The sequence below is a fragment of the Oceanobacillus indicireducens genome (assembly GCF_014647195.1).
GTDB classification, from domain to species: domain Bacteria; phylum Bacillota; class Bacilli; order Bacillales; family Amphibacillaceae; genus Oceanobacillus; species Oceanobacillus indicireducens.
Map to the genome: position 1 here is coordinate 43,540 of NZ_BMOS01000002.1, position 24,658 is coordinate 68,197.

The 24,658-nt window shown below is 44.0% G+C and carries 20 protein-coding genes; all 20 read right to left on the reverse strand.

Annotation, left to right across the window (positions count from 1 at the left end; translation table 11 throughout):
* Positions 1-10: 10 nt before the first annotated feature.
* On the reverse strand, positions 11-607 hold the full coding sequence (gene spoIIR, locus IEX94_RS01770) for a stage II sporulation protein R (protein WP_188855790.1): 597 nt from the start codon (positions 605-607) through the stop codon (positions 11-13).
* An 88-nt stretch (positions 608-695) separates the two neighbouring features.
* Positions 696-1,553: a peptide chain release factor N(5)-glutamine methyltransferase gene (prmC, locus tag IEX94_RS01775; protein WP_188855916.1), complete on the reverse strand. Its 858-nt coding sequence runs from the start codon at positions 1,551-1,553 to the stop codon at positions 696-698.
* A 1-nt stretch (position 1,554) separates the two neighbouring features.
* Positions 1,555-2,625 (reverse strand): peptide chain release factor 1, encoded by a 1,071-nt coding sequence (prfA, locus tag IEX94_RS01780; protein WP_188855791.1) that lies wholly within the window; start codon positions 2,623-2,625, stop codon positions 1,555-1,557.
* Between the two features lie 397 nt (positions 2,626-3,022).
* Positions 3,023-3,646 (reverse strand): thymidine kinase, encoded by a 624-nt coding sequence (locus tag IEX94_RS01785; RefSeq protein WP_188855792.1) that lies wholly within the window; start codon positions 3,644-3,646, stop codon positions 3,023-3,025.
* Between the two features lie 610 nt (positions 3,647-4,256).
* Positions 4,257-4,502 carry a type B 50S ribosomal protein L31 gene (locus IEX94_RS01790; protein ID WP_188855793.1) on the reverse strand — a complete coding sequence of 82 codons (246 nt, stop codon included), beginning with the start codon at positions 4,500-4,502 and terminating at the stop codon, positions 4,257-4,259.
* Positions 4,503-4,666: 164 nt separating this feature from the next.
* Positions 4,667-5,956 carry a transcription termination factor Rho gene (gene rho, locus IEX94_RS01795; RefSeq protein WP_188855794.1) on the reverse strand — a complete coding sequence of 430 codons (1,290 nt, stop codon included), beginning with the start codon at positions 5,954-5,956 and terminating at the stop codon, positions 4,667-4,669.
* Between the two features lie 476 nt (positions 5,957-6,432).
* A complete protein-coding gene (gene glpX, locus IEX94_RS01800) occupies positions 6,433-7,407 on the reverse strand; it encodes a class II fructose-bisphosphatase (RefSeq protein ID WP_188855795.1) in 975 nt (324 codons plus the stop codon).
* A gap of 354 nt (positions 7,408-7,761) precedes the next feature.
* Entirely contained in the window at positions 7,762-9,048 is a 1,287-nt protein-coding gene (gene murA / locus IEX94_RS01805; RefSeq protein ID WP_188855796.1) for a UDP-N-acetylglucosamine 1-carboxyvinyltransferase, read from the reverse strand.
* A 132-nt stretch (positions 9,049-9,180) separates the two neighbouring features.
* Entirely contained in the window at positions 9,181-9,828 is a 648-nt protein-coding gene (gene fsa, locus IEX94_RS01810; protein WP_188855797.1) for a fructose-6-phosphate aldolase, read from the reverse strand.
* A gap of 120 nt (positions 9,829-9,948) precedes the next feature.
* Entirely contained in the window at positions 9,949-10,803 is an 855-nt protein-coding gene (gene fba / locus IEX94_RS01815; protein ID WP_156854221.1) for a class II fructose-1,6-bisphosphate aldolase, read from the reverse strand.
* Positions 10,804-11,064: 261 nt separating this feature from the next.
* Positions 11,065-11,439 carry a response regulator gene (locus IEX94_RS01820; RefSeq protein WP_156854219.1) on the reverse strand — a complete coding sequence of 125 codons (375 nt, stop codon included), beginning with the start codon at positions 11,437-11,439 and terminating at the stop codon, positions 11,065-11,067.
* 640 nt (positions 11,440-12,079) lie between these two features.
* A complete protein-coding gene (pyrG, locus tag IEX94_RS01825; RefSeq protein WP_188855798.1) occupies positions 12,080-13,687 on the reverse strand; it encodes a CTP synthase in 1,608 nt (535 codons plus the stop codon).
* 201 nt (positions 13,688-13,888) lie between these two features.
* The gene (gene rpoE / locus IEX94_RS01830; RefSeq protein WP_229782526.1) at positions 13,889-14,386 is read right to left on the reverse strand and encodes a DNA-directed RNA polymerase subunit delta; all 498 of its coding nucleotides are present in this window, start codon (positions 14,384-14,386) and stop codon (positions 13,889-13,891) included.
* Between the two features lie 734 nt (positions 14,387-15,120).
* Positions 15,121-18,363: a fused isobutyryl-CoA mutase/GTPase IcmF gene (gene icmF / locus IEX94_RS01835; protein WP_188855799.1), complete on the reverse strand. Its 3,243-nt coding sequence runs from the start codon at positions 18,361-18,363 to the stop codon at positions 15,121-15,123.
* Between the two features lie 25 nt (positions 18,364-18,388).
* Positions 18,389-19,006: a TetR/AcrR family transcriptional regulator gene (locus IEX94_RS01840; RefSeq protein ID WP_156854525.1), complete on the reverse strand. Its 618-nt coding sequence runs from the start codon at positions 19,004-19,006 to the stop codon at positions 18,389-18,391.
* Positions 18,999-19,946 carry a methylmalonyl Co-A mutase-associated GTPase MeaB gene (gene meaB / locus IEX94_RS01845; protein ID WP_188855800.1) on the reverse strand — a complete coding sequence of 316 codons (948 nt, stop codon included), beginning with the start codon at positions 19,944-19,946 and terminating at the stop codon, positions 18,999-19,001. The genes IEX94_RS01840 and meaB overlap by 8 nt, the downstream gene beginning before the upstream one ends.
* 273 nt (positions 19,947-20,219) lie before the next feature.
* Positions 20,220-21,359, reverse strand: a complete 1,140-nt coding sequence (locus IEX94_RS01850) for an acyl-CoA dehydrogenase (protein ID WP_188855801.1) — start codon at positions 21,357-21,359, stop codon at positions 20,220-20,222.
* Between the two features lie 12 nt (positions 21,360-21,371).
* A complete protein-coding gene (locus tag IEX94_RS01855) occupies positions 21,372-22,505 on the reverse strand; it encodes an acyl-CoA dehydrogenase (protein WP_188855802.1) in 1,134 nt (377 codons plus the stop codon).
* A 33-nt stretch (positions 22,506-22,538) separates the two neighbouring features.
* The gene (locus tag IEX94_RS01860) at positions 22,539-23,390 is read right to left on the reverse strand and encodes a 3-hydroxybutyryl-CoA dehydrogenase (RefSeq protein WP_188855803.1); all 852 of its coding nucleotides are present in this window, start codon (positions 23,388-23,390) and stop codon (positions 22,539-22,541) included.
* Positions 23,391-23,404: 14 nt separating this feature from the next.
* Positions 23,405-24,586 (reverse strand): acetyl-CoA C-acetyltransferase, encoded by a 1,182-nt coding sequence (locus tag IEX94_RS01865; protein ID WP_188855804.1) that lies wholly within the window; start codon positions 24,584-24,586, stop codon positions 23,405-23,407.
* Positions 24,587-24,658: the final 72 nt, after the last annotated feature.

The following is a 24,658-nucleotide window of genomic DNA, read 5'->3' on the forward strand; positions in this document are numbered from 1 at the left end:
TCGAAGAAAACTATGACCAACCAAGCCATTCAAAAAGGAAAAATTTAACCTCGGTTTCCTCTTCTTCCTCTAGTTCTTGGTCTAACTCGCCATCTTTCGCTTCTACCGTTGTTCCGAATGAGAAATCAAGAAAGCAAAGGGGCGGGAATAACACACACCACCAGTTGGAGCCATCACCTTCACCAAGTGTAATTAAAATCGCTTCATACTCACCTGCCGGGTACAGATAGTCCCCATACAACTTCATTGGAAACGTAATATTCTTGCCGTAATCTACTGTGTATTCCCTATTTTCATCCGACTCTTGCAAAACTTCTCCGACAAGCTCGTCAATTTCAGGCAGACGCTCCTGAATGAGTTCGCGTGCTTCCTCAATATCTGTAATATCCGCCACCCATCTGCTTACTACTTTATTAACTTCATCTCTTACCTCATGCTTGATTTGCTGATCCTTTTCCTCATCACTATTTGCTAAAATCCGCAGGCGAATCGCTTCGTCAGGAATGACTTGATAATCTAAGTTTTCTGCCTGTTCATCGGGAGTCCATCCCGCAAGACTTGTCCACATAAAAGTTATTATAAAAATAAAGAATACTAGTTTTTTCATTTTCGGTACTCCTTTTTCAACTGAATTATCCACAGTATGACCAGAGAAACGAAAATTTAAACTAGTATTCTAGTAAAAAGTTATTTACTTATCCGATTTTTGCGAGAATGATACGATCTTTTCCGTTGATATCTTGAATGATTTCCACATTGCTGTCAGGGAAGCTTTCCTCTACAAGTCGTTTTACAGCTTCTCCTTGCATATGCCCGATTTCAAATGCAATCAAGCCGTTTCGGTTGATAAGCTTTGTTGCATGTTTCATGATTTTTTTATAAGCAGCAAGCCCATCGTCTGCCGCAAAAAGTGCCAGATCGGGATCGAAGTTTTTCACCGTGTCATGAAGTTCTGTCCGTTCCGCTTCAGCAATATAAGGCGGATTTGAAACGAGGATATCCACAGGTAGTTGTCTTTCTGTGAGTGGTTGTAAAAAATCACCTTCAAAAAAAGTAACCTCAGCTCCAAGCCTCGCTGCATTCGCCCGCGCAACGTGGAGTGCTGCCTGGGAAATATCGGTTGCGAAAACGTCTGCTTCAGGGAGTTCCAAGGCCAGTGTAATCGCAATAATTCCACTACCTGTACCTACATCAACAATTCTCACCTTTTGATTTCCCCTAAAGTTTACAGCCGCAATCGTATGCTGCACGAGTTCTTCCGTTTCCGGACGGGGAATGAGAACTGATTCATTCACCTGAAAACGCCGCCCGTAAAATTCCTCATATCCGGTAAGATGCTGTAATGGGATACCCGTGTTTACATGCTTTTCCAGATCCGTTTGAAAAGCATGATATACTTCTTCCGGAATCGTCTCGCGCATATTTAGGAAAAACGCTGATCGCGAGAGGCCGAGATGATGTTGGAGGAGTAACTCGGCAAAACGAGGTTCACGATTATTTTCTTCTAAAAAAAGAGAAGCCCGTTTCAGGACTTCATATTGTTTTATCGTCATTTTATTCACCAATTTGCTCTAATTTCGCTGTCTGTTCTTCTAAAACTAGGGCTTCAATGAATTCATCTAGTTTCCCGTCAAGAATTTGATCGAGCTTTTGGATCGTAAGGCCGATACGATGATCCGTTACACGGTTTTGCGGGAAATTATATGTGCGGATACGTTCGGAACGGTCACCTGTACCAACCGCAGACTTACGCGTTTCATCATATTCTGCCTGAGCTTCCTGCTGGTATTTATCATAAATTCTTGCGCGCAGGACTTTCATTGCTTTTTCTTTATTCTTAATTTGTGATTTTTCATCCTGGATGGAGACAACAATTCCCGTTGGTTCATGGGTCAAACGAACTGCTGACATCGTCGTGTTTACACTTTGTCCGCCAGGTCCGCTTGAGGCAAAGGTATCAACACGTATATCTTTTTCATGGATATCTATTTCCACTTCTTCTGCTTCCGGAAGTACTGCAACGGTTGCGGTCGATGTATGGATACGTCCGCCAGATTCTGTTTCTGGTACACGCTGCACACGGTGGGCACCGTTTTCGTACTTCAAGCGGGAATATACATCTTTTCCATTAATCATGAAGATAATCTCTTTATAGCCGCCGACACCTGTCGTGTTTGCTTCCATCACATCTGTTTTCCAGCCCTTTTCTTCGGCATAACGGGAATACATCCGGTATAAATCACCAGCAAAGAGCGCTGCTTCGTCTCCTCCTGCCGCACCGCGGATTTCCACAATAACGTTTTTACCATCGTTTGGGTCTTTTGGCAACAGAAGGACTTTCATATTTTCTTCTAATGTCTCGAGTTGTTCCTCTAGTTCACTGATTTCCATTTTTACCATTTCTTCCATATCACCGTCGAGTTCATCCTCGAGCATTTCTTTCGCATCGGAAAGCTCGCTCGATACAACTTTATATTTGCGGTATGCTTGAACGACATCTTCCAAATCAGATTGTTCTTTTCCGTACTCGCGTAATTTATTCGGATCACTCGACACTTCCGGGTCACTTAATAATTCATTCAATTTATTATAACGATCTTCCAACGCTTGTAAGCGATCTAACATCACGAACACCTCTTTTTGAATTAACACTCTAATTATAGTATAGCCGCTACAGTTGGTCAAAATTTTTTTAAATGCATGGGATGGTAAACACCGGGGGTAAGTCGTTGATTGAGTTATACTGCTTATAAACGACGGGAAGTTGAATCATCTCGTTTTTCCAGCGATTATAAGCTGGAGTAAATGGGTGGCATTCTTGTTTGAGAGGTTAGAGCACTTGTAATCAATCGAAGTAGTGAGCGGCACGTTTTTTCGAACGATTAAAGCCCATAATAAGCCGAAGACGTCAGTTGCCCGCCGGTTCGAGCGGTTAGAGCACCTAAATCAATCGAAGTAATGCTCTACCGACTCGTTTGAAAGTTTAAAACCTCTCTACTAAACTCAATCGATTAAAAATGCTCTATTTTGTGCTGTTTGTTAACTTGTTAACGAAACCTATTCTACTAGGTTTGTTCGGTACTTCGTGATGGTGTCTGCATCTTGGTTCATAAGATTCGGAGGCACCGACGAGAATGACCGGATCATCGTAGGATGCTGGTTTTCCGTTGATTAATCGTTGCGTGCGCGTTGCAGGTGATCCGCAAATCGGGCAAATTGCATTAAGTTTCGTCACGTATTCACTCATCGCCATTAATCTTGGCATCGGCCCGAATGGTTCACCGCGGAAATCGGTGTCGAGTCCGGCAGCAATGACAAGGATGCCGCGATTGGCGAGTTCATCTATAACCTCAATGATTGATTCATCAAAAAATTGCACTTCATCGACGCCGACAACTTCAACCGTTTCGTCGACGTACTTGAATATATCTTCTGCATGTTTGATCGGGCGAGCCATAATTGTCGTTCCGTTATGAGATACGACGGACTCGTCGTCATACCGGTTGTCGATTACCGGCTTAAACACGCGAATCTGCATATTTGCATAGCTGGCGCGGCGAATCCGGCGAATAAGCTCTTCTGATTTTCCTGAAAACATGCTGCCGCAAATTACTTCGATCCAGCCACTTTGCTTCATCATATACATGTGCGTTGACCTCTTTTCTTGTTGCATAGCAAACAATAAAATAAAAATGCTGTGGATAACTAGTTGCTAGTACTAGCCACGTCCGGCTCTAGCGCTCAGTAACTCGGAATGCTTCAATTTGTACACTGCTGCGACTACTGGACGCGCTAGTACAGGCGCCCGCGTAACGAATCGCGTACTTAGCCTATATGGGCACTTCCACCTTTATTTCGTTAACAGATTGCTTATACAAGTGTATACCAATTTGCAGTGTATTTTAACCCTGTTCGAGAAAAATATTAAAAATAATTTTGAGTGTAACAGGATGATATGTAAACAAACAAAAGACAGGCAAATTGGCTTTCGACATTTTGCCTGTCTTTTTTAGTTATTCAATCTAGGTTCAAGGGCTAGCGACTCGAGACATAAGCCGTAACCTTCCGAGCGTCAAAAGCGGACGCTCTACAGCTTCCGGCTTATGCTTTTCGTCGCTGGGCGAGCCCTTTCACCCTTTTATTCAGCTTCGGCTCCTTGAAGCTGCCGTCATAAACAAGGGACACGAATAGCGGGAAGTGCACCCGCTTTTCGGTCCCTTGCTAGCGTTCAGCTTCTGAGCAGTCGCCTCACCTTTTTATTTCATATTATATTTCTTCTTGAATCGGTCTACTCGTCCGCCTACGCGATCGGCTTTTTGTTTGCCTGTGTAGAACGGGTGGGAGTCTGAGCTGATTTCAACTTTGATTAGTGGGTACGTGTTGCCGTCTTCCCATTCAATCGTTTCGTTAGACTCTTTTGTAGAGCCGCTTAAGAATTTGAAATCTGAGCTTGTATCAAGAAAAACTACTTTACGGTATTCTGGATGAATATCCTTTTTCATTTCATTCCACTCCTTTTTGCCCTGAATCCTGCGGAGACAGAGTTATTGTAAGAGCCGTCATAAGTGATAAAAAACTTATCAAAACTCACATAAAAGAATTATACCAGCATCAGTTTAAGTTTGCAATCATTTTTTATACCAAAAAGTAATACCTAAAGCATGATTTATTTGTCTGTGCGCTTGATGCCTTTGCGTTTCATTTCTTCTTCCATCTCAAATAGAAATTCTTCGTTTGATTTTGTGCTCTTGAGTTTTTTCAGGAAACGTTCCAGGAAGTCATTGGAATCTTGCATTGTTCTGCGAAGTGTCCACATTTTATCCAAGTGATCTTTGTCGACGAGTAATTCTTCTTTCCGTGTACCGGAACGCAGAATATCGATCGCTGGGAAAATACGGCGGTTCGCGAGATTACGATCAAGATGAAGCTCCATATTCCCTGTTCCTTTAAATTCTTCATAAATAACGTCATCCATACGAGAGCCAGTATCAACTAAAGCGGTTGCTAAAATAGTGAAACTGCCACCTTCTTCAATATTACGCGCCGCTCCAAAAAAGCGTTTCGGACGGTGGAATGCTGCTGGGTCGATCCCTCCGGATAACGTCCGTCCACTTGGCGGAATAACAAGGTTATAAGCCCGAGCTAGTCGTGTAATACTATCCATCAACACAATTACATCGCGCTTATGCTCAACAAGACGCATCGCACGCTCTAAAACAAGCTCAGAGACGCGGATATGACTTTCCGGTACTTCATCGAATGTTGAACTTACGACATCGACATCTGGTGCGACAGATCGTTCAATATCGGTAACTTCTTCTGGACGCTCGTCCACTAAAAGGATAATCAATTTTGCTTCAGGATGGTTCTTGGAAATGCTGTTTGCGATTTCTTTGATAAGCATTGTTTTTCCAGCTTTTGGTGGGGCAACGATTAACCCACGTTGGCCGTACCCAACCGGTGTCATCAAATCTATGATTCTTGTTGATAATTTATCAGATTCTGATTCCAGTTTCATAAACCGGTCCGGATAAAGGGCGGTCAGTGCTGGGAAATGAACTCGGTCTTTTGAAGAGTCCGGGTCTTCACTGTTTACAGCATCTACATGGAGCAGGCCGTAGTAACGTTCATTTTCTTTAGGTGGTCGCACTTTTCCAGAAATTTTATCTCCATTACGGAGATCGAATCTACGAATTTGGGAAGCTGAGATATAGATATCTTCTGCGCTCGGTGAATAGTTGATGGGGCGCAGGAAACCGAATCCTTCCGACGGGATGATTTCGAGAACTCCATCCATGAACAGGAAGCCGTCTTTCTCTGCTTGGCTCTTTAAAATAGCAAAGATAAGTTCCTTTTTCGTTAATTTCGCATAGTAGGAAATTTTGTACTCTTTTGCTAATGCATATAATTCTTTTAGTGTTAATGTTTCCAATTGGGAAATTGTTAATTCCGCCATAAATATATCACGCCTATTCTTTTGTCTTTGGTTTGCTATCACGTATTAACGGTCTGTAATACCCCCTACCTCTAAACATGAGGGAAAACCCAATATGTGAAGGCTGGGGGATAAAAAGTCCGTAAATCCCTGATTCTGTTTAACTAACATTCATTGAGAGGATAAGGATACCCCTAGTGAATGCGTTTCACTTTATGTCCATTTCTATGGTTGAATGGTGTTCCTGGAAGAAATGAAGAGAAATTGGAAGTAAGATTGGAAGTGTGCGATTGGCTAGCTTTCATTCTTTTATTGATAGAATAACCAAATAACACGTGTTCTAAACATATCTTATATTACACGTTTACTCTGGATTATTCAACATCTTCTCGTCCATTTAACGTAATATTTTGCTGAAAATTTTCTTATTGGAGGAAATCAGGAGGAAAGAGGTTGCGACATCCACTTAAAGTCTCAACCTCTTCCTTATTCTTAGTCTATTCGGCTTCATTCATTACTAAGTTTGGTTTTTTGATTAGACTATGTTCGCCTTGGATAAAGCGGACGGTGCCGCTTTTAGCGCGCATGACGACACTTTCAGTTGTTGCTTTGGACCCTTTGAACTGTACACCTTTCAGCAATTCTCCGTCGGTTACGCCGGTTGCTGCGAAGATGGCGTCGTCTCCTTTACAGAAGTCTTCCATTTTAAATACTTTATTGATATCTTCTATTCCCATTGCTTTACAACGAGCAAGTTCTTCATCATTTTTCGGCAGTAGTTTTCCTTGGATTTCCCCGCCAAGACATTTTAATGCTGCAGCTGCGAGCACACCCTCAGGTGCACCACCGCTGCCGAGTAAAATATCAACACCTGTCCAATCAAAAGCAGTATTGATCGCGCCTGCTACGTCACCATCTGCAATCACTTTAATCCGGGCACCTGCTTCACGGATTTCTTGAATCAGTTGGGCATGACGCGGGCGATCGAGTACGGTGACAAGCACGTCTTCAATTTTTTTATTTTTTGCCTCGGCTACACTGCGGAGGTTATCGATGACGGGTGCGTTAATATCTACTTTTCCAACTGCCGCCGGACCAACTGCAATTTTATCCATATACATATCCGGAGCGTGGAGCAACGTATCTTTATCCGCAATTGCAACAACTGATAGGGCGTTCCAGGATCCGTGGGCGACAAGGGATGTACCTTCCAGCGGATCAACTGCGACATCCACCTTAGGACCTTCTCCAGTACCAAGTTCTTCACCAATATAAAGCATTGGCGCCTCGTCCATTTCCCCTTCTCCGATTACGACTACCCCTTCCATCGGAATTGTATCAAATACATCCCGCATCGCTGAGGTCGCGGCATCATCTGCATCGTTCTTCTCGCCTCTCCCCATCCAGCGGGCGGATGATAAAGCTGCTGCTTCCGTTACTCGAACTAACTCCATTGATAAACTTCTTTCCATCTGTTGTCCTCTCCCCTTCAAGAAGTTGTTCAAAAAGTCCGGTGAAAAGGACATTTCGTGAAAAAGGACGTTCTGCTAAAACCCGTCCACGTCTGTAGACAACGTAGAACTCTCCACACACGCGAGAAACTCGTTGGTTTTATTTTCCGCTTCTCATGTACCAATCCGACGTACATTTCGGTGCCGGATTCCTCGCACCTCGAAATTAGACGTTCAGAATGTACTAGTATCGGTGTTACGGCGTATTTAACCAACCCTGGTCCTTTCCATCCTCTTTTTGAACCCTCTTCAATAAAATATCCTCATCCCAAAAGGAAATTTTATTGTATGAACCTACAGAACAGGCATCAAAAGTTACGAATTCTGCAATTGGATAATTTCTTCTTCTGTCATTTCTTCACGCCAAATACTGGCACCAAGAGCGGAAAGTTTCTCTGTGATCTGCTCATAGCCTCTATCGATATGATCTATACCAGTTATCTCTGTGATTCCATTGGCCATAAGACCGGCAACAATGAGGGAAGCGCCTGCTCTTAAATCAGATGCTTTCACCTTCGCCCCTTCCAACTTAACTGGCCCGGAGACGATGACTGAACCGCCTTCTACCTTGATTTCAGCATTCATACGCCTTAATTCATCAATATGCTTTAAGCGGGCGGAATAAATTGTGTCTGTAATGACCCCGGTATCTTTAGCTTTTGTCAACAATGATGTAAACGGTTGCTGGAGGTCGGTTGGAAATCCAGGATATACTAACGTTTTGATATCGACACTATGCAATTTTTTACCCGGTTTAATAAGAAGTTGCTCATCGCTCTCTTCAATGGTGACACCCATTTCCCGAAGCTTGGCGATAAGGGATTCGATATGCTGAGGGATGACATTGTCAATTACGACTTCCTCCCCTTGAGCTGCTGCTGCAATCACGTATGTACCAGCTTCAATCCGGTCAGGGATAATCGTATGTGTGCACCCCTTTAGGCTCGGAACCCCTTCAATTCGGATTACATCGGTTCCTACTCCTTTAATTTTTGCTCCCATATTACTCAAGAGGGTTGCTACATCAATGATTTCCGGTTCTTTTGCCGCGTTTTCAATTACGGTTTTCCCTTTTGCCCTTACCGCTGCAAGCATAATATTAATCGTTGCACCGACACTGACGACGTCCAGATAAATCCTTGCACCGCGCAATTCTTCGGCACGAAGGTAAATGGCTCCCTGTTCATTCGTGACGGTTGCCCCCAGTGCTTCAAAACCTTTAATATGCTGATCAATCGGTCTTGGTCCAAGATAACATCCACCAGGTAAGCCGATGACGGCCTTTTTAAACTTGCCGAGCATTGCTCCCATGAAATAATAAGAGGCACGGAGTTTTTTCACTTTCCCGTTTGGAAGTGGCATAGCTACCATGTTTTCGGGGTTGATTGTAATGTCGTTCCCGTTTCGTGATGTTGTTCCACCGATTTCTTCTAAGAGGTCACTTAAAGTGTGTACGTCGGATATGTTTGGCAAGCCTTCGATCGTTACTTCCGAATCGGCTAAAATCGATGCTGGAAGTAAGGCCACTGCACTGTTTTTTGCACCACTTACTCTTATTTTTCCATTAAGCGGATGTCCACCTTCAATTAATATTTTCTGCATATCTTGATTCGCTCCTAAATGAGGCTATTTGAAATCTGTTCTTGAGGCCGGTACTTGTTGTCTCGGCCTCAAGTCACTCCGAATGAACAGATTCCCATTCTTTTTATCTTTCCTGTGTTCTTCGATTTTATACTATTTGTTTGCGTTGTTCCAGTCGGCTAGGAAGCGTTCGATACCTTGGTCTGTGAGTGGGTGTTTCACAAGCTGCTCAAGAACGTTGTAAGGGATCGTTGAAATATGTGCTCCGTTTAAAGCTGCTTCTGTTACGTGCAGCGGGTGGCGGATGGATGCTGCGATGATTTCTGTTTTGACTTCATGACGGTCAAAGATTTCCGCAATTGTCGCAATTAATTCCATTCCGTTATGACCGATATCGTCAAGACGTCCTAAAAACGGTGATACGTACGTTGCACCTGCCCGAGCTGCAAGTAGCGCCTGATTCGCATTGAAGATCAGGGTAACGTTAGTTTTAATATTTAGGTCGCTGAATGCTTTTACAGCTTTTAAACCTTCTAGAGTCATTGGCACTTTAACCGTAATGTTCGGTGCAATTGCCGCCAACTCCTTACCTTCTTCAATCATGCCTTCTGCGTCTTCAGCGATTACTTCTGCACTGACAGAGCCAGATGTTACTTCTGTTGTAATTTCACGAAGCCTGTCATGGAAAGATACGCCTTCCTTCGCTACAAGGGATGGGTTGGTTGTTACACCAGCCAGTACCCCTAGGGCATTTGCCGCTTTGATTTCTTCTATATTCGCTGTATCAATAAAAAATTTCATCGTAATCCCTCCATGTGAAGATTTTTTATCACGTATTAACGGTCGATACGTAAATCCCTGATTCTGTTCAACTAACATTCAATGGAGGGGTAAGGGTACCTCCACTGAATGAGTTTCACTTTATGCTTGTTGAGAAGAACCAAATTCACGCATTTTCTCTTTAACTGTTGCTTTAATTGCTTCTGTACCTGGTCCTAAATATTTACGTGGATCATATAGATCTGGTTTTTCGTTAAGAACTTTACGCACTGCTTCTGCCTGTGCCATTTGGTTCTCCGTATTTACGTTAATTTTTGCAGTTCCAAGTGAAATCGCTCTTTGGATATCTTTCAGTGGAATCCCTGTTCCACCGTGAAGCACAAGTGGGATTTGTACGAGGTTCAGGATTTCTTCCATTTCTTTAAAGCCAAGGTTAGGTTCTCCTTGATATGGTCCGTGAACAGAACCTAATGCTGGTGCAAGACAGTCAACATTTGTTTCGTCAACGAGCTTTTTACATTCATCTTTGTCAGCATACATGATTCCGCCAATGACTCCGTCTTCTTCCCCACCTACTGTACCTACTTCCGCTTCAACGGATACTCCGTGGATATGAGCGAGTTCGACTACTTTTTTCGTTGTTGCGATATTTTCTTCAATTGGTGAGTGTGATGCGTCAATCATAACGGACGTAAAGCCAGCATGAATTGCTTCTGCACATAACTCAAAGCTTGTACCATGGTCTAAGTGAATCGCAACAGGTACGGTTGTTCCGTATGATTCCATTAACGATTTCACCATTGCTACAACTACTTTCAGACCGCCCATATATTTACCGGCACCTGCGGAAACTCCTAGAATAACCGGAGATTGCTCCTCTTCTGCAGCTTGTAGGATTGCTTGAGCATATTCTAAATTATTAATATTGAACTGACCAACGGCATACCCGTTTTCTTTCGCTTTTTCGAGCATGTCTTTCATTGATACTAATGACATGGTAATTCCTCCTTTGATGTATGAAAAGCAACTGCCCAATTCGAATTCGTCCTTCTAACGACATCTTTCGTCTTTAGAGCAAAAAATCCGCATCGGCATTTATACTATAAGAATACCAACTCCTAATCATTGGTGCAACTGATTCTCATACTTGTCTCTTAGATGTAATATCCCCCTATTTCCCCCAAGAAGCCGATTGTAGCGCTGTTACAGGCGATTGACGTCCTTTTGGTTGTGAAAAATGTAACAAAATTTTCGAGTTTACTCCATTAATACATCACCGATCGCATCTTCCACGATAACCGGAATGTCTTCAATATTGAACGGTTTTGCCAAAATTTTCTTCACCTGCGGAAAATCTTGCAGTTCCATTTCAATTTTTTCCACGAGTCCACTCATCACAATTGTTGGGACCGATTGCTCCATTTCTCTTATTCTCTCCAGAACTCCAATCCCGTCGACCAATGGTAACTTGTAGTCCAACATTACTAAATCAAATTGCTTCTCCCCAAGCAAGTCAATAGCTTCCTTCCCATCAGATGCCGTCGTGATCTCATAGCCGGCGTTCATTAAGATGTCAGTAAGCAGTAGGCGTATCCCTGGTTGGTCATCTACAATCAATAACTCCTTTGTCATTATTTTTTGCCCCCTTTTTCATTCTCCCCATTTCTTAAGTTCGCTAAAAAAAGAAAATATCCTGCTTTTTTAATGAATTATGCAAATTGTTTACAGGGAAATATTGGATAAAGACATATTTTTAAGGTCCTAAGTCAATTTTCGCAAATGTTGATTGCTTTCATTCAGCGTAAGTGTCGGCAACTTTCTTCTGGAGGTTCGCAGTCCAGACACCTCTCGCTTTCCGCGGGCGGCTGGTGAGCCTCCTCGTGGGCAAGCCCACTGCGGGGTCTCACCAAGCCTACCCTCCCGCAGGAGTCTCGAGGTGTCTGGACTGCTCCGAGGAAAGGCTAAATTTGGAGCACTATTTTTCAATTTAGGAATAGAATGCTGATCTGAAGAGAATAGTTTCCATTTATAATAATTGCTCCTATCAGTTCAATTGCCCGGCGGACGGTGACTCCTACGGGAATAGCACGAGTCCAGACCTGAGCAGGAAGCGGTTTTCTTCCGAGGAGGCTGAGGCCGTGCCTTAGGATGCGCATCCGTCCGCCGGGCAACTGAACGGTAATTAGAACGCCAATAAAATGAATGCGCAAAATACTTACGCTGAATGAAAGCAATAAGCAAGGGTCAATTAAAAAAGCCGATGCATAAAGCATCAGCTCTTGTCTCCATTTACAATTTTTTCAATAAAACCTTTAAACAGTGGTTGAGGGCGGGTTGGTCGTGATGTGAATTCTGGGTGGAATTGACAAGCGACAAACCACGGGTGGTCTTTTAATTCAATAATCTCTACTAACCTTTCATCGGGGCTAAGTCCTGAAATAATGAACCCATTTTCCTCAAGCTGTTTCCGATATGCATTGTTAACTTCATAGCGGTGACGGTGACGTTCTTCAATCATATCACTTTCGCCGTAAGCCGCTTTCGCTTTCGTTCCCGCCACTAGTTTACATGGGTAGGCACCGAGACGAAGTGTTCCGCCAAGGTCTTCTACGTCCTCTTGTTCTGGACGAAGCGAGATAACTGGATGTGGTGTTTCCGGATCAATTTCTGTAGAGTGAGCATCTTCCAGGCCGATCACATTACGGGCAAACTCGACTGTTGCAAGCTGCATTCCTAAGCAGATTCCAAAGAATGGAATTTTATTTTCCCTTGCATAGCGAATCGCCTCAATTTTCCCGTCAACGCCTCGAGTACCGAAGCCGCCTGGTACAACAATTCCGTCCACATGAGATATTTCTTCTTCAATCGCTTCTTTTGTTAGTGTCTCTGAATTAATCCAGTGGATATTAATGTCTGCATCATAGTCGTAACCTGCATGTTTCAAGGATTCTACAACAGAAAGGTAAGCATCCTGCAGTTCCACATACTTCCCAACAAGTCCGATGTCAATTGTTTTCGATAGGTTTCTTACCCTTTCAAGCAGTTGGAACCAGTCATCCATTTTTGCTTGCGGGTATTCCAAACCGAAATGCTTCAAAACGATGTCATCCAAATGTTGTTCCTGAAGGGAAATCGGCACTTGATAAAGGGTATCCGCATCCGGCATTTCAATTACCGCATCTTTTGCTATATCACAGAATAAAGCAATTTTTTCTTTTTGTTCTCTGGAAACCTCCACTTCAGTACGAAGCACGATAATATCTGGTTGAATCCCTAGTGAACGTAATTCCTTCACACTGTGCTGTGTCGGTTTCGTTTTAAGTTCACCGGCTGCTGCAAGGTAAGGAACAAGTGTACAATGGATATACATGACACTGTTTCTTCCTACTTCATTTTTAATCTGGCGAATAGCTTCAAGGAAAGGAAGTGACTCAATATCGCCGACCGTACCGCCTATTTCAGTAATGACGACATCCGCATTCGTTGCGCTGCCTGCACGGAAAACTTGGTCTTTAATTTCATTTGTAATATGTGGGATGACTTGGACGGTACCGCCGAGATAATCGCCGCGTCTTTCTTTTTTAATAACGGTGGAATACACTTTACCCGTTGTGATATTACTGTATTTGTTCAGATTAATATCAATGAACCGTTCATAGTGACCAAGGTCCAAATCCGTTTCCGCACCATCATTCGTTACGAAAACCTCTCCGTGCTGATACGGACTCATTGTGCCCGGATCCACGTTGATATATGGATCGAATTTCTGAATGGTCACCTTCAAACCACGATTTTTCAATAAGCGACCAAGTGAGGCAGCTGTAATACCTTTTCCTAATGAAGAGACAACTCCACCTGTAACAAAAATATATTTAGTCACTGCTCTTTCCCTCTTTCTTTCCTAAGATTCTATTTATATGTTGCCCGAAGACAAACATTTATAACTTATTTGGCAGCACCCTCTAAAATAATAAAAGCGCCTTCCCATTTTTTTCTGGGAAAACGCCTGTTTGTCGATTAAGGAGCCCAAATAAAATTCTACTTATCCTATGAAAAAAAGTCAAGTGGGCTTCCTCATTTTTTATTCTTCTTCCTCGTCGTCAAGGTCGATTTCTACATCGAGTTCTTCCTCGTCTTCTTCGTCTAGATCTTCGTCAAAGTCTTCATCGAATTCATCAATTCCCACTATCTCTCCGTCCTCGTCAACCTCTTCTTCGCCAAGCTCAACAAGGTCTCCTTCGTATTCCAGTTCTTCCTCTTCATCAAATTCGTCTGCTTTTTTCTTTTTCCGTTTCTTAGGTGTTTGTGTGATTTGTTCGTCTGCTTGGTCGATTGGGTACCATTCTTTTAGGCCCCATATGTTTGAGCCTAGTGTTATAAAGCGACCGTCAACGTTGAGCTCTGTGTAGAATTGAGCAATTTGATTTTCTTTTGCTTGTTTGGTTAGTCCTTTTAGTTCTGTAATTTGGTTATAGAGTTCCTGGAAATCTAATGCTTTTTTTGTGTCTTTTAAAATGAGACTGGCTAGGCCGAGCATGGATTTTCCTTTTAATTCTTCGCGGCTGTATTGATCTAACACAAATACGCACTCCTTTTACTGTATATTAATAAATGATTGATTACATTTCTATATTACTAAGATAAACATACCTTTCATTATATACAAGTATGTAGTGTTTATGCTAGGGTTTTTGGCTAAAAAGTTAAGTTTTCAGTGGGATATTTCATATTGACTTCCTTTTTCCAAGGATAAGACGTTGCATAAGGAAAAAAACATCTTTTATTTTCTCTTTTAGACAGATGTAGCGCGGCATTGAGAAAACAAATAACGGTTCTTTTCCCTTTTGGAAGGGAACTGCGTAATAATGGGAAGAGAAATACCGTTTATTTTCCCATTTGAACGGCGGGTGCATAGTATTGGGAAAAGAATTGCTGTTTATTTTCCCATTTGAACGGCGGGTGCATAGTATTGGGAAAAGAATTGCTGGTTATTTTCCCATTTGAACGGCGGGTGCATAGTATTGGGAAAAGAAACGACGGTTATTCGCCCATTCGGACAAAGTGACCCTATGATTTGGAAAAGAAACACCGGTTATTTGCCCATTCGAACAAAGTGACCGCAGGATTGGGAAAAGAAACACCGGTTATTTGCCTATTCGGACAAAGTGAGCGCACGATTGAGAAAAGAAACACCATCCCGAGCAGTAAAATACATAACTACCCTATACACGAAAAATCCGAACAAACCGCTCTCCCTCGATTTGTTCGGATTTACAATCTTAATTATAAACGTTATGCTCTACCCCAAAAAAATCACATATTCCTTCGATACTGCCCGCCGACTTCATATAAAGCAGTTGTGATTTGGCCGAGGCTCGCAACTTTGACGGTTTCGAGGAGTTCGGCGAAGATGTTGCCTCCTTGGACTGCGACTTGTTTGAGACGACTTAGAGCTGCTTCTGTTTCGTCTGCATGCTGCTTTTGGAATTTGCGCAGCTCTGTAATTTGATGCTGTTTCTCTTCCTGGGAGGCACGGGCAAGTTCCATGGAATCAATCTCCTCATCACTTGGCGGGTTCGGGTTTACATACGTGTTCACCCCGATAATCGGAAGTTCACCGGAATGTTTCTTGCTTTCATAGTAAAGTGATTCTTCCTGGATTTTCCCTCGCTGGTATTGCCGCTCCATTGCTCCGAGCACACCTCCACGGTCATTCATCCGCTCAAATTCTTGGAGCACCGCTTCTTCGACAAGATCTGTCAATTCCTCAACGATAAAAGAACCTTGGGTAGAGTTTTCATTTTTCGTCAGTCCGAATTCTTTATTGATGATCATTTGAATCGCCATCGCTCGGCGCACGGATTCTTCTGTCGGTGTCGTGATTGCCTCGTCATATGCATTCGTGTGTAAGGAATTTGTATTATCTTGGATTGCTAGAAGTGCTTGCAGTGTTGTACGGATATCGTTAAAGTCAATCTCTTGGGCGTGTAGGGAACGTCCAGAAGTCTGGACATGGTATTTAAGTTTTTGACTCCGCTCATTTGCTCCGTATTTTTCCCTTAAAACGATCGACCAAATCCTGCGGGCAACCCGGCCGATTACCGTATATTCCGGATCCAGGCCATTCGAAAAGAAGAAGGACAGGTTTTGTGCGAATTTATTCACGTCCATGCCCCGGCTTAAATAATATTCCACATAGGTGAACCCATTTGCGAGTGTGAAGGCGAGCTGGGTAATTGGATTTGCACCAGCCTCCGCAATATGGTAGCCCGAGATGGAGACAGAATAATAGTTGCGCACATTTTTTTCAATAAAATATTCCTGGATATCCCCCATCATGCGCAGGGCGAATTCTGTTGAGAAGATACATGTGTTTTGCCCTTGATCTTCTTTTAAAATATCGGCTTGAACGGTTCCGCGAATGGTGGAAACCGTTTTATTTTTAATAGCTTCATATTCCTCATCTGTCGGTTTCCGGCCATGTTCTTCTGTAAATTTATCGATTTGTTGATCGATTGCTGTATTGAAATACATCGCTAAAATAATCGGGGCCGGTCCGTTAATTGTCATTGAGACGGAGGTGAGCGGGTTCGTCAAATCAAAGCCTGCATACAATTTTTTCATATCTTCGAGGGTACATATATTGACGCCACTTTCCCCGACTTTTCCGTAAATATCCGGGCGCTCTGCCGGGTCTTCACCGTATAGAGTAACAGAGTCAAAGGCGGTCGAAAGCCGTTTTGCCTCGGAATCTTTTGATAAATAATGGAATCTCCGGTTCGTCCGCTCTGGCGTCCCTTCTCCAGCGAATTGACGGGTTGGATCTTCCCCTTCCCGCTTGAACGGGAATACTCCTGCTGTGAATGGGAATCTGCCCGGAACGTTTTCTTTCATAAGCCAGCGGAGGCGTTCACCCCAGTCTTGGAATTTCGGGAAGGCGACTTTCGGGATCTTCAGGCCAGACAAGGATTCTGTTGTGATTTCCGTAACGATATCCTTATCGCGGACTTTAAAGGTCATCGTGTCTTGACTATATTTTTCCTGCGTATCATCCCATGATTCAAGCAACTCAAGCGAATGATTGCTCAGCTGTTTTTTATATTGGGTTATCGTTTGTTCTAGTAATTCTTTCGCTTCAGGGTCCTCGATGATTTCCAAGGTTCCTTGCAGCTGATACAGTTTTCGCGCTATCTCGCTTTGGTTTTCCGTTTGTTTATTATAATCGCGGACGATACTAGCAATTTCCCGTAAATAATGGCGGCGATCTCCGGAGATGATTTGATTTTGCTTCTCGGAAAGGACATGCCTTTCAAAATCAACCTCCTCCTCCCATCCGTAGCGCTCGTTCAGCGTATCGATAATGGAAGCGAATAGAGAATTCGTCCCTGTATCATTGAATTGGCTCGCAATTGTTCCGAATACTGGATATTTAGTTTTATCTTGACCGAAAAGCATGCGGCTCCGCTCATATTGTTTACGCACTTGATTCAACGCATCTTCTGAACCCCGTTGTTCGAACTTGTTAATGACGATAAAATCTGCGTAATCAATCATATCAATCTTCTCAAGCTGAGTGGGAGCACCGAATTCAGCGGTCATGACGTACATGGAAAGATCCGTGACATCGGTAATCGCAGCATTTCCCTGACCAATCCCGCTCGTTTCCACAATAACAAAGTCAAAACCAGTTGCCCTGACCACATCAAGGACATCATTAATTGCCGTAGAAAGTTCGTCCCGCGATTCCCTCGTTGCAAGTGAGCGCATATAGACGCGATCATGAAAAATAGCATTCATACGAATCCTATCACCGAGTAATGCTCCGCCAGTTTTCCGTTTCGTCGGGTCGATGGAGATGACGGCAATCTTTTTATCGGGAACTTCATTAAGGAAGCGGCGTATGAGTTCATCCGTAAGCGAACTTTTCCCCGCTCCACCTGTACCCGTAATCCCAAGCACGGGAATCGCTTGATCTGCTTTACTGCGAAATTCTTCGAGAAGCTGTTGTTTCTCCTTGGAATCGCTCGGCGTGTTTTCCATATACGTAATGAACTTCGCCATGGCGTCCCGCTCACTCTTGTATAAACGCTCTTTCTCCTTTTCAATCTGAAGCGGCGTTGGAAAGTCGCTCGCTTCCATCATTCGGTTAATCATACCTTGAAGACCGTATTTACGACCATCCTCAGGGGAAAATATCCAGTCAACCCCATAATTATGAAGTTCTTTAATTTCCCTCGGGATAATCGTTCCACCTCCACCACCGAAAACTTTAATATGGTCGGCATCGTTTTCTTTTAATAGATCGATAATATATTTAAAATATTCGACGTGTCCGCCTTGATAAGAAGAGACGGCAATCGCTTGAGCATCTTCCTGAATCGCAGCGTAGACGACTTCTTCCACGGAACGGTTATGACCGAGGTGGATAACTTCTGCCCCAGTTGCTTGCAGGATTCGGCGCATTATATTGACCGAGGCATCGTGGCCATCAAATAGGCTTGATGCCGTGACAAAACGAATCGGATTTTTCGGTTTGTAAACTTCTACTTGTTGCATGATGTTTCTCCTCCCCTTTGGATCATCATTTTTTATGCAAGAGGCCATGGAGGTTCAGCTTAATTTGGATATCGATGTATTCTTCTATCGTGAACTTCTGTTGCAGAATCCACCGACGAAAGCCCCACATATGGCCTTGAACAAAGATATTATTCGCTGCTATGCTTACTTCCTCTTCATTTAATGCATCCGGGTAGCAAGAAAGGATAAGCTTCTCAAGCATAGCGACCATATCTTTCTCCTTTTGCAGCACATATTTCCTCGTCTCCTTATTTAAGCCTTTTATTTCTTGATAGAGAACGAGAATTTCTTCCTGCATGTCATCCATAAGCTCATAATAAAACTTGAAAACTGCCTTCAAATTTTCCTCTGAAGGGTTTTCCAGCTGCAGCTCTGTTTCAAAATGATCGCGCACGCCATCATAAATGTAATCGCAAACAAGAAAAAGGACATCTTCCTTCTTTCTAATATATTCATAAAGTGTACCGATACTGAAGCCAGATTCTTTAGCGATTTCCCTCGTTGTCGTCCGGTGGAAGCCCTTCTCTTTAAAAAGCCGAATCGCGCCTTGAATCATCTGATCGCGGCGTTTTTTGATCAGGTCTTCGTCTTTTACGGAGGAGATAATTCGACTCTTATCCATCATCTGTAAAGCCTCCTTCCTTCTTCCATCTTGCGTACCAGTCTATCGCGAGTTTGTAAGGATCCGCATCTGCCTTGATTGGCTCAAGGTGTCTCTTTGATTCGATAAATTGTTTCACCTCTCGCCAAATTTCTTCGCGGATGAGTTCATAGACTTCAAGTTCTTGCTGCATCTTACGTTTTCTTTTTCCTTCGTGGGTCTTGTAGAGATATTCATGATGGTCTTTGATTTTTCCCCACAGTTTATCGATTCCTTTATTTTCCGTCGTGATCGTCTTGATAATCGGGGTTTCCCGTTCTTCGGTTGCGGTGATCATGACAAGTTCTTTCAGTAATGCTTTCAATTTACCGAAGCCTGGGAGGTCTGCTTTGTTCACGACGAAAAGATCAGCGATTTCCATAATGCCTGCTTTAAAAATCTGGAGCACATCCCCACTGTTCGGGGTAAGGACGACGGCTGTTGTGTCGACGATTTTCATGATGTCGAGCTCGGACTGGCCGACACCGACTGTTTCGACTAAAATCACATCAAACCCGTAGGCATCACATATGCGCACCGCATCCTTCGTCGCACGGGCAAGACCGCCGAGACTGCCGCGCGTCGCCATACTGCGGATGAATACGCCGTCATCAAGGAAATGTTCATTCATCCGGACCCGGTCGCCGAGGAGTGCGCCGCCACTAAATGGACTTGTTGGATCAACCGCGATAACAGCGCACGTTTTCCCCTCACTCCGGATCTGGGTGACAAGCCGGTTTACAAGTGAGCTCTTACCTGCGCCAGGTGAGCCAGTCAGCCCTACATATACAGCGTGTTTCCGCTCGCTGAACACCGCACTTAACAACTCCAGCTTTTCCGGATGATCATTCTCCACCATCGTAATCGCCCGAGCAAGCGCACGTATATCCTTTTGTTTCAACCGTTCAACTAACGTCTGCATGATGCCCTTCCTTTCCACCGGGACACTAGGGTCAGAGCTGTTGTCCCAGTTTGCTGGGACAACAGCTCTGACCCTAGTGTCCCACTTCTTACTGGGACAGGTGCTCTGACTCCACTGTCCCGCTTCACACTGGGACAGGCGCTCTGACCCCACTGTCCCGCTTCATACTGTGACAGGCGCTCTGACCCCGTGTCCCACTTCTTACTGGGACAAGTGCTCTGACCCCGTGTCCCAACCCGACTGGGACAGGTGCTCTGACCCCAGTGTCCCAGGTTATTTTGTGATGGTGCGACCGATGACGAGGCGTTGGACTTCTTGGGTGCCTTCGTAGATTTGGGTGATTTTCGCGTCACGCATATAGCGTTCGACCGGATAATCTTTCGTATAGCCGTAACCGCCGAAGATTTGGACTGCTTCTACAGTAATCCGCATGGCTGCGTCTCCTGCGAATAGTTTGGACATGGCGGATTCTTTTCCGTATGGTTTTCCGTTACTCTCAAGCCATGCTGCCTGGTACGTTAATAAACGAGCGGCTTCGACTTCTGTTGCCATGTCAGCAAGTTTAAATGAAATTCCTTGGTTATGGGCAATTGGTTTTCCAAACTGTTCTCTTTCTTTCGCGTAATTTATCGATGCGTCGAGTGCTCCTTGGGCAATCCCGACAGCTTGGGCAGCGATTCCGTTTCTCCCGCCATCTAGAGTTGTCATCGCAATTTTAAAGCCTTCCCCTTCTTCGCCAAGTAAGTTCTCTTTCGGTATCCGACAGTTTTCAAAAATTAATTCGGTCGTAGGTGACGAACGAATACCGAGTTTTTTCTCCTTTTTACCAAAGGTGAAGCCTTCTGTTCCTTTCTCCACGATGAATGCACTGATGCCCTTGTGGTTTGCAGCAGGATCCGTTTTCGCAAAAACGATATAGATATCAGCAACTCCACCATTTGTAATCCAAACCTTATTGCCATTTAATATATAATCGTCGCCATCTTTTTTCGCAATGGTCTTCATTGCTGCAACGTCACTTCCCGCACCTGTTTCAGATAAGGCATAGGCACCAAGCGCTTCCCCAGTCGCGAGCAGGTAAAGAAACGTCTTCTTCTGCTCCTCCGTACCGTACGTATAAATCGGCCAGCTAGCAAGGGATAGATGGGCAGACAATGTCACACCGGTAGACGCACAAACACGGGATAATTCTTCAACCGCAATACAATAACTTACGAAGTCTGCACCAATTCCACCGTATTTTTCCGGCCACGGGATTCCAGTCAGACCAAGTTCAGCCATTTTATCAAAAATCTCCCGGTCAAAGCGTTCTTCCTCATCTCTTTCGGCTGCAGTCGGTTCCACTTCATTCATTGCAAATTCGCGGACCATTTTCCGCAGCATTTCCTGTTCTTCCGTCAGTTGAAAATTCATTTTTGTTCACTCCTAATCCAGTAAGTTTTTCGATATGACAACATGTTGGATTTCATTGGTACCTTCATAAATCTGGGTAACTTTCGCTTCCCGGAAAAACCGTTCGACAGCGTAATCTTCGGTATATCCGTAGCCGCCATGTATTTGTACCGCTTCAATCGCGGTCTTCATCGCCGTGTTTGATGCGTACATTTTCGCCATGGATGCTTCTTTGCTGAGCAAAAGATTTTTTTCAACGTGATCTACTGCCCGATAAACTAATAACCTGGCAGCTTCAACCTCTGTTGCCATATCGGCAAGTTTAAATGAAATCCCTTGATGGTGGGCGATTGGCTTGCCGAATTGTTCACGCTCTTTCGCATAATGGATTGCATGCTCAAGAGCGGCCTCTGCAATACCAAGGCCTTGGGCAGCGATACCAATACGCCCGACATTCAGGTTCGCCATCGCAATTTTAAAGCCTTCCGTTTCTCCTCCGAGGAGTTGCTCTTTCGGTACTTTACAGTGGTCAAAATTCAGTGTAACCGTCCCAGTACCATGCATGCCCATCTTCTTCTCAGCTTTCCCAATGGAAAAACCGGGGGGTTCCCTTTCCACGATAAAGGCACTAACTCCACTCGCCCCTTCACCGGTTCTTGCAAATGTAATGAACGTATCTGCATGGGTACCATTCGTGATGAACAGTTTCGAGCCGTTTAAAATATAGTGATCCCCGTCTCTTTTTGCCGTTGTTTTAATATTTGCGGCGTCCGAGCCCGCACCAGGTTCCGTGAGCGCGAATGCTCCCACGTATTCTCCACTTGCAAGCTTCGGGATATATTTTTCTTTCTGTTGTTCCGTACCAAATTTTAAAATCGGGTTCGTACCAACGGATGTATGAACAGATAAGATAGCGCCGATACCAGCACTCACCTTTGAAATTTCGTTAATAGCGATAATGTACGATGTAAAATCCATTCCACTTCCACCGTATTTCTCTGGAATTGGAATCCCCATTAAACCGAGCTTACCCATTTTCCGGATCACTTCTTCTGGAAAGCGGTCTTCACGCTCCATCCGCTCCACTTCATTCGCAATCTCTGTTTCGGCAAAATCACGGACCATTTTACGGATCATTTCCTGTTCTTCGGTAAATGTCAAATCCATTCCGGTTACCCCCTTTGCTGTTCTCTTGCTGTATTAGCTATATACGTAAAAGCCACGACCGGATTTCTTACCGTGCCAGCCTGCTTTCACATATTTTCTAAGTAATGGGCACGGACGATATTTACTATCTGCAAAACCATCATAGAGCACTTCCATAATGTAGAGACATGTATCAAGCCCGATGAAATCTGCCAGCTGAAGTGGTCCCATCGGGTGATTCATACCGAGCTTCATCACCGTATCAATATCTTCTGGTGAAGCGACACCTTCGTAAACCGCATAAATTGCTTCGTTAATCATCGGCATTAAAATCCGGTTCGCTGCAAAACCTGGGAAATCAGCAACTTCAACAGAAGTCTTTCCTAGTTCTTCTGCCATCTGAGAAATTTTTTCATATGTCTCATCATTTGTTTGAATCCCGCGGATGACTTCGACGAGCTTCATAACCGGGACCGGGTTCATAAAATGCATGCCGATAACTTGTTCCGGACGATTTGTTACAGCGGCAATTTCCGTAATCGGTAAAGATGATGTATTCGTCGCTAAAATTGTATGAGCTGGAGTAATTTCATCCAGTTCACGGAAAAGTTTTGATTTCACGTCCATATTTTCAACAATTGCTTCGATGACTAAATCACAAGTACGCGCATCTTCTAGTTTCTTTGCTCGCTTTAGATTGTTCAGCGTTGATGCCTTCTCTTCATCTGTGATTCTCGTCTTTTGGACGGCTCGGGTGAGGAGTTTTTCAATTCGTTGTATCCCTTCATCAAGCGCTGTTCCATTTGCATCGTGTAAAAGCACTTCAAAACCAGCTTGGGCCGCCACTTGGGCGATCCCTGCCCCCATTTGACCTGCACCGATTACCATTACGCGTTTAATTGTCATCATCGTTCCCCCTCTTATTTCACTTCAATTAAGATGGCATCTCCTTGACCACCGCCACTACAGATCGCAGCAATTCCGAGACCGCCGCCTCTTCTTTTCAGTTCATGGATAAGTGTTAAAATAATTCTTCCGCCACTTGCTCCGATTGGGTGACCAAGTGCTACTGCCCCGCCATTGACATTTACTTTCTCCATATCAATTCCAGCGATTTCCCCACTTGCGAGCGACACAACAGCGAATGCTTCATTGATTTCATAGAGTTCAATATCCTCTTTCGTATAGCCAGTTTTCTTTAAAAGTTCGTTAATAACAAGACCTGGCGTTTGCGGGAAATTCTCTGCTTCAACGGCAACTTCTGCGTGACCGAGAATCGTTGCGAGCGGTGTTTTCCCAAGTTTCTCTGCTGTATCATCACCCATCACAACAAATGCACAGGCTCCGTCGTTTACGCCTGGTGCGTTACCAGCTGTGATTGTTCCGTCTTTATCAAATGCCGGGCGCAATTTCGCAAGTTTTTCGATACTCGTATCTTTCCGTGGTGCTTCATCTGTATCAATAAGGACCGAGTCCCCTTTTCGCTGCGGAATTTCAACAGGGACAATCTCATCTTTGAATTTACCTTCTTCAATTGCTTCAACTGCCCGCATATGACTCCGGTAGGCCCACTCATCTTGAGCTTCGCGGCTGACATCGTATTTATTCGCTGTGCTGTTTCCATAATTCCCCATATGGACACCTTCAAAGGAGCAGGTGAGTCCGTCGTGAATCATTAAATCTACAACAGGTCTGTCACCCATCCGGTGTCCCCAGCGGGCATCTTTTAAAATATAAGGGGCATTACTCATGCTTTCCATTCCACCTGCTACGATCGTGTCCTCATCTCCTAGACGAATGAGTTGATCGGCGAGAGTAACGGCGCGAAGTCCGGATGCACAGACTTTGTTGATTGTTTCTGTTTTCACGTTCCAAGGGAGTCCGGCTTTTCTTGCTGCTTGGCGGGAAGGGATTTGGCCTTGGCCACCTTGTAGTACAGTTCCCATAATCACTTCATCAATTTGGTCACCTTCCAAGTTTGCTTGTTTGACCGCTTCAGAAATAACTTTTCCACCAAGGTCTGTTGCTTGGAGAGGTTGTAATCCGCCTCCGAATCTTCCAAACGGAGTTCTTGCACCTGACACAATTACTGATTTTCTCATTATGATCCTCCTAAAAAAATATATTAGCGCGTCTGATTGATCGCTCGCTCATTATAGGTTAGTAAATTTAGA

Excerpts from the sequence above, each read along its gene's own strand:
- icmF (WP_188855799.1), bottom strand. The coding sequence starts at position 18,363 with ATGCAACAAGTAGAAGTTTACAAACCGAAAAATCCGATTCGTTTTGTC.
- IEX94_RS01855 (WP_188855802.1), bottom strand. The coding sequence starts at position 22,505 with ATGGATTTGACATTTACCGAAGAACAGGAAATGATCCGTAAAATGGTC.
- fba (WP_156854221.1), bottom strand. The coding sequence starts at position 10,803 with ATGTCATTAGTATCAATGAAAGACATGCTCGAAAAAGCGAAAGAAAAC.
- IEX94_RS01790 (WP_188855793.1), bottom strand. The coding sequence starts at position 4,502 with ATGAAAAAGGATATTCATCCAGAATACCGTAAAGTAGTTTTTCTTGAT.
- IEX94_RS01860 (WP_188855803.1), bottom strand. The coding sequence starts at position 23,390 with ATGACAATTAAACGCGTAATGGTAATCGGTGCAGGTCAAATGGGGGCA.
- IEX94_RS01785 (WP_188855792.1), bottom strand. The coding sequence starts at position 3,646 with ATGTATATGATGAAGCAAAGTGGCTGGATCGAAGTAATTTGCGGCAGC.
- fsa (WP_188855797.1), bottom strand. The coding sequence starts at position 9,828 with ATGAAATTTTTTATTGATACAGCGAATATAGAAGAAATCAAAGCGGCA.
- prmC (WP_188855916.1), bottom strand. The coding sequence starts at position 1,553 with ATGACGATAAAACAATATGAAGTCCTGAAACGGGCTTCTCTTTTTTTA.
- IEX94_RS01840 (WP_156854525.1), bottom strand. The coding sequence starts at position 19,006 with ATGGATAAGAGTCGAATTATCTCCTCCGTAAAAGACGAAGACCTGATC.
- IEX94_RS01820 (WP_156854219.1), bottom strand. The coding sequence starts at position 11,439 with ATGACAAAGGAGTTATTGATTGTAGATGACCAACCAGGGATACGCCTA.
- IEX94_RS01865 (WP_188855804.1), bottom strand. The coding sequence starts at position 24,586 with ATGAGAAAATCAGTAATTGTGTCAGGTGCAAGAACTCCGTTTGGAAGA.
- prfA (WP_188855791.1), bottom strand. The coding sequence starts at position 2,625 with ATGTTAGATCGCTTACAAGCGTTGGAAGATCGTTATAATAAATTGAAT.
- murA (WP_188855796.1), bottom strand. The coding sequence starts at position 9,048 with ATGCAGAAAATATTAATTGAAGGTGGACATCCGCTTAATGGAAAAATA.
- glpX (WP_188855795.1), bottom strand. The coding sequence starts at position 7,407 with ATGGAAAGAAGTTTATCAATGGAGTTAGTTCGAGTAACGGAAGCAGCA.
- meaB (WP_188855800.1), bottom strand. The coding sequence starts at position 19,946 with ATGCAGACGTTAGTTGAACGGTTGAAACAAAAGGATATACGTGCGCTT.
- IEX94_RS01850 (WP_188855801.1), bottom strand. The coding sequence starts at position 21,359 with ATGAATTTTCAACTGACGGAAGAACAGGAAATGCTGCGGAAAATGGTC.
- spoIIR (WP_188855790.1), bottom strand. The coding sequence starts at position 607 with ATGAAAAAACTAGTATTCTTTATTTTTATAATAACTTTTATGTGGACA.
- rho (WP_188855794.1), bottom strand. The coding sequence starts at position 5,956 with ATGGCGGAATTAACAATTTCCCAATTGGAAACATTAACACTAAAAGAA.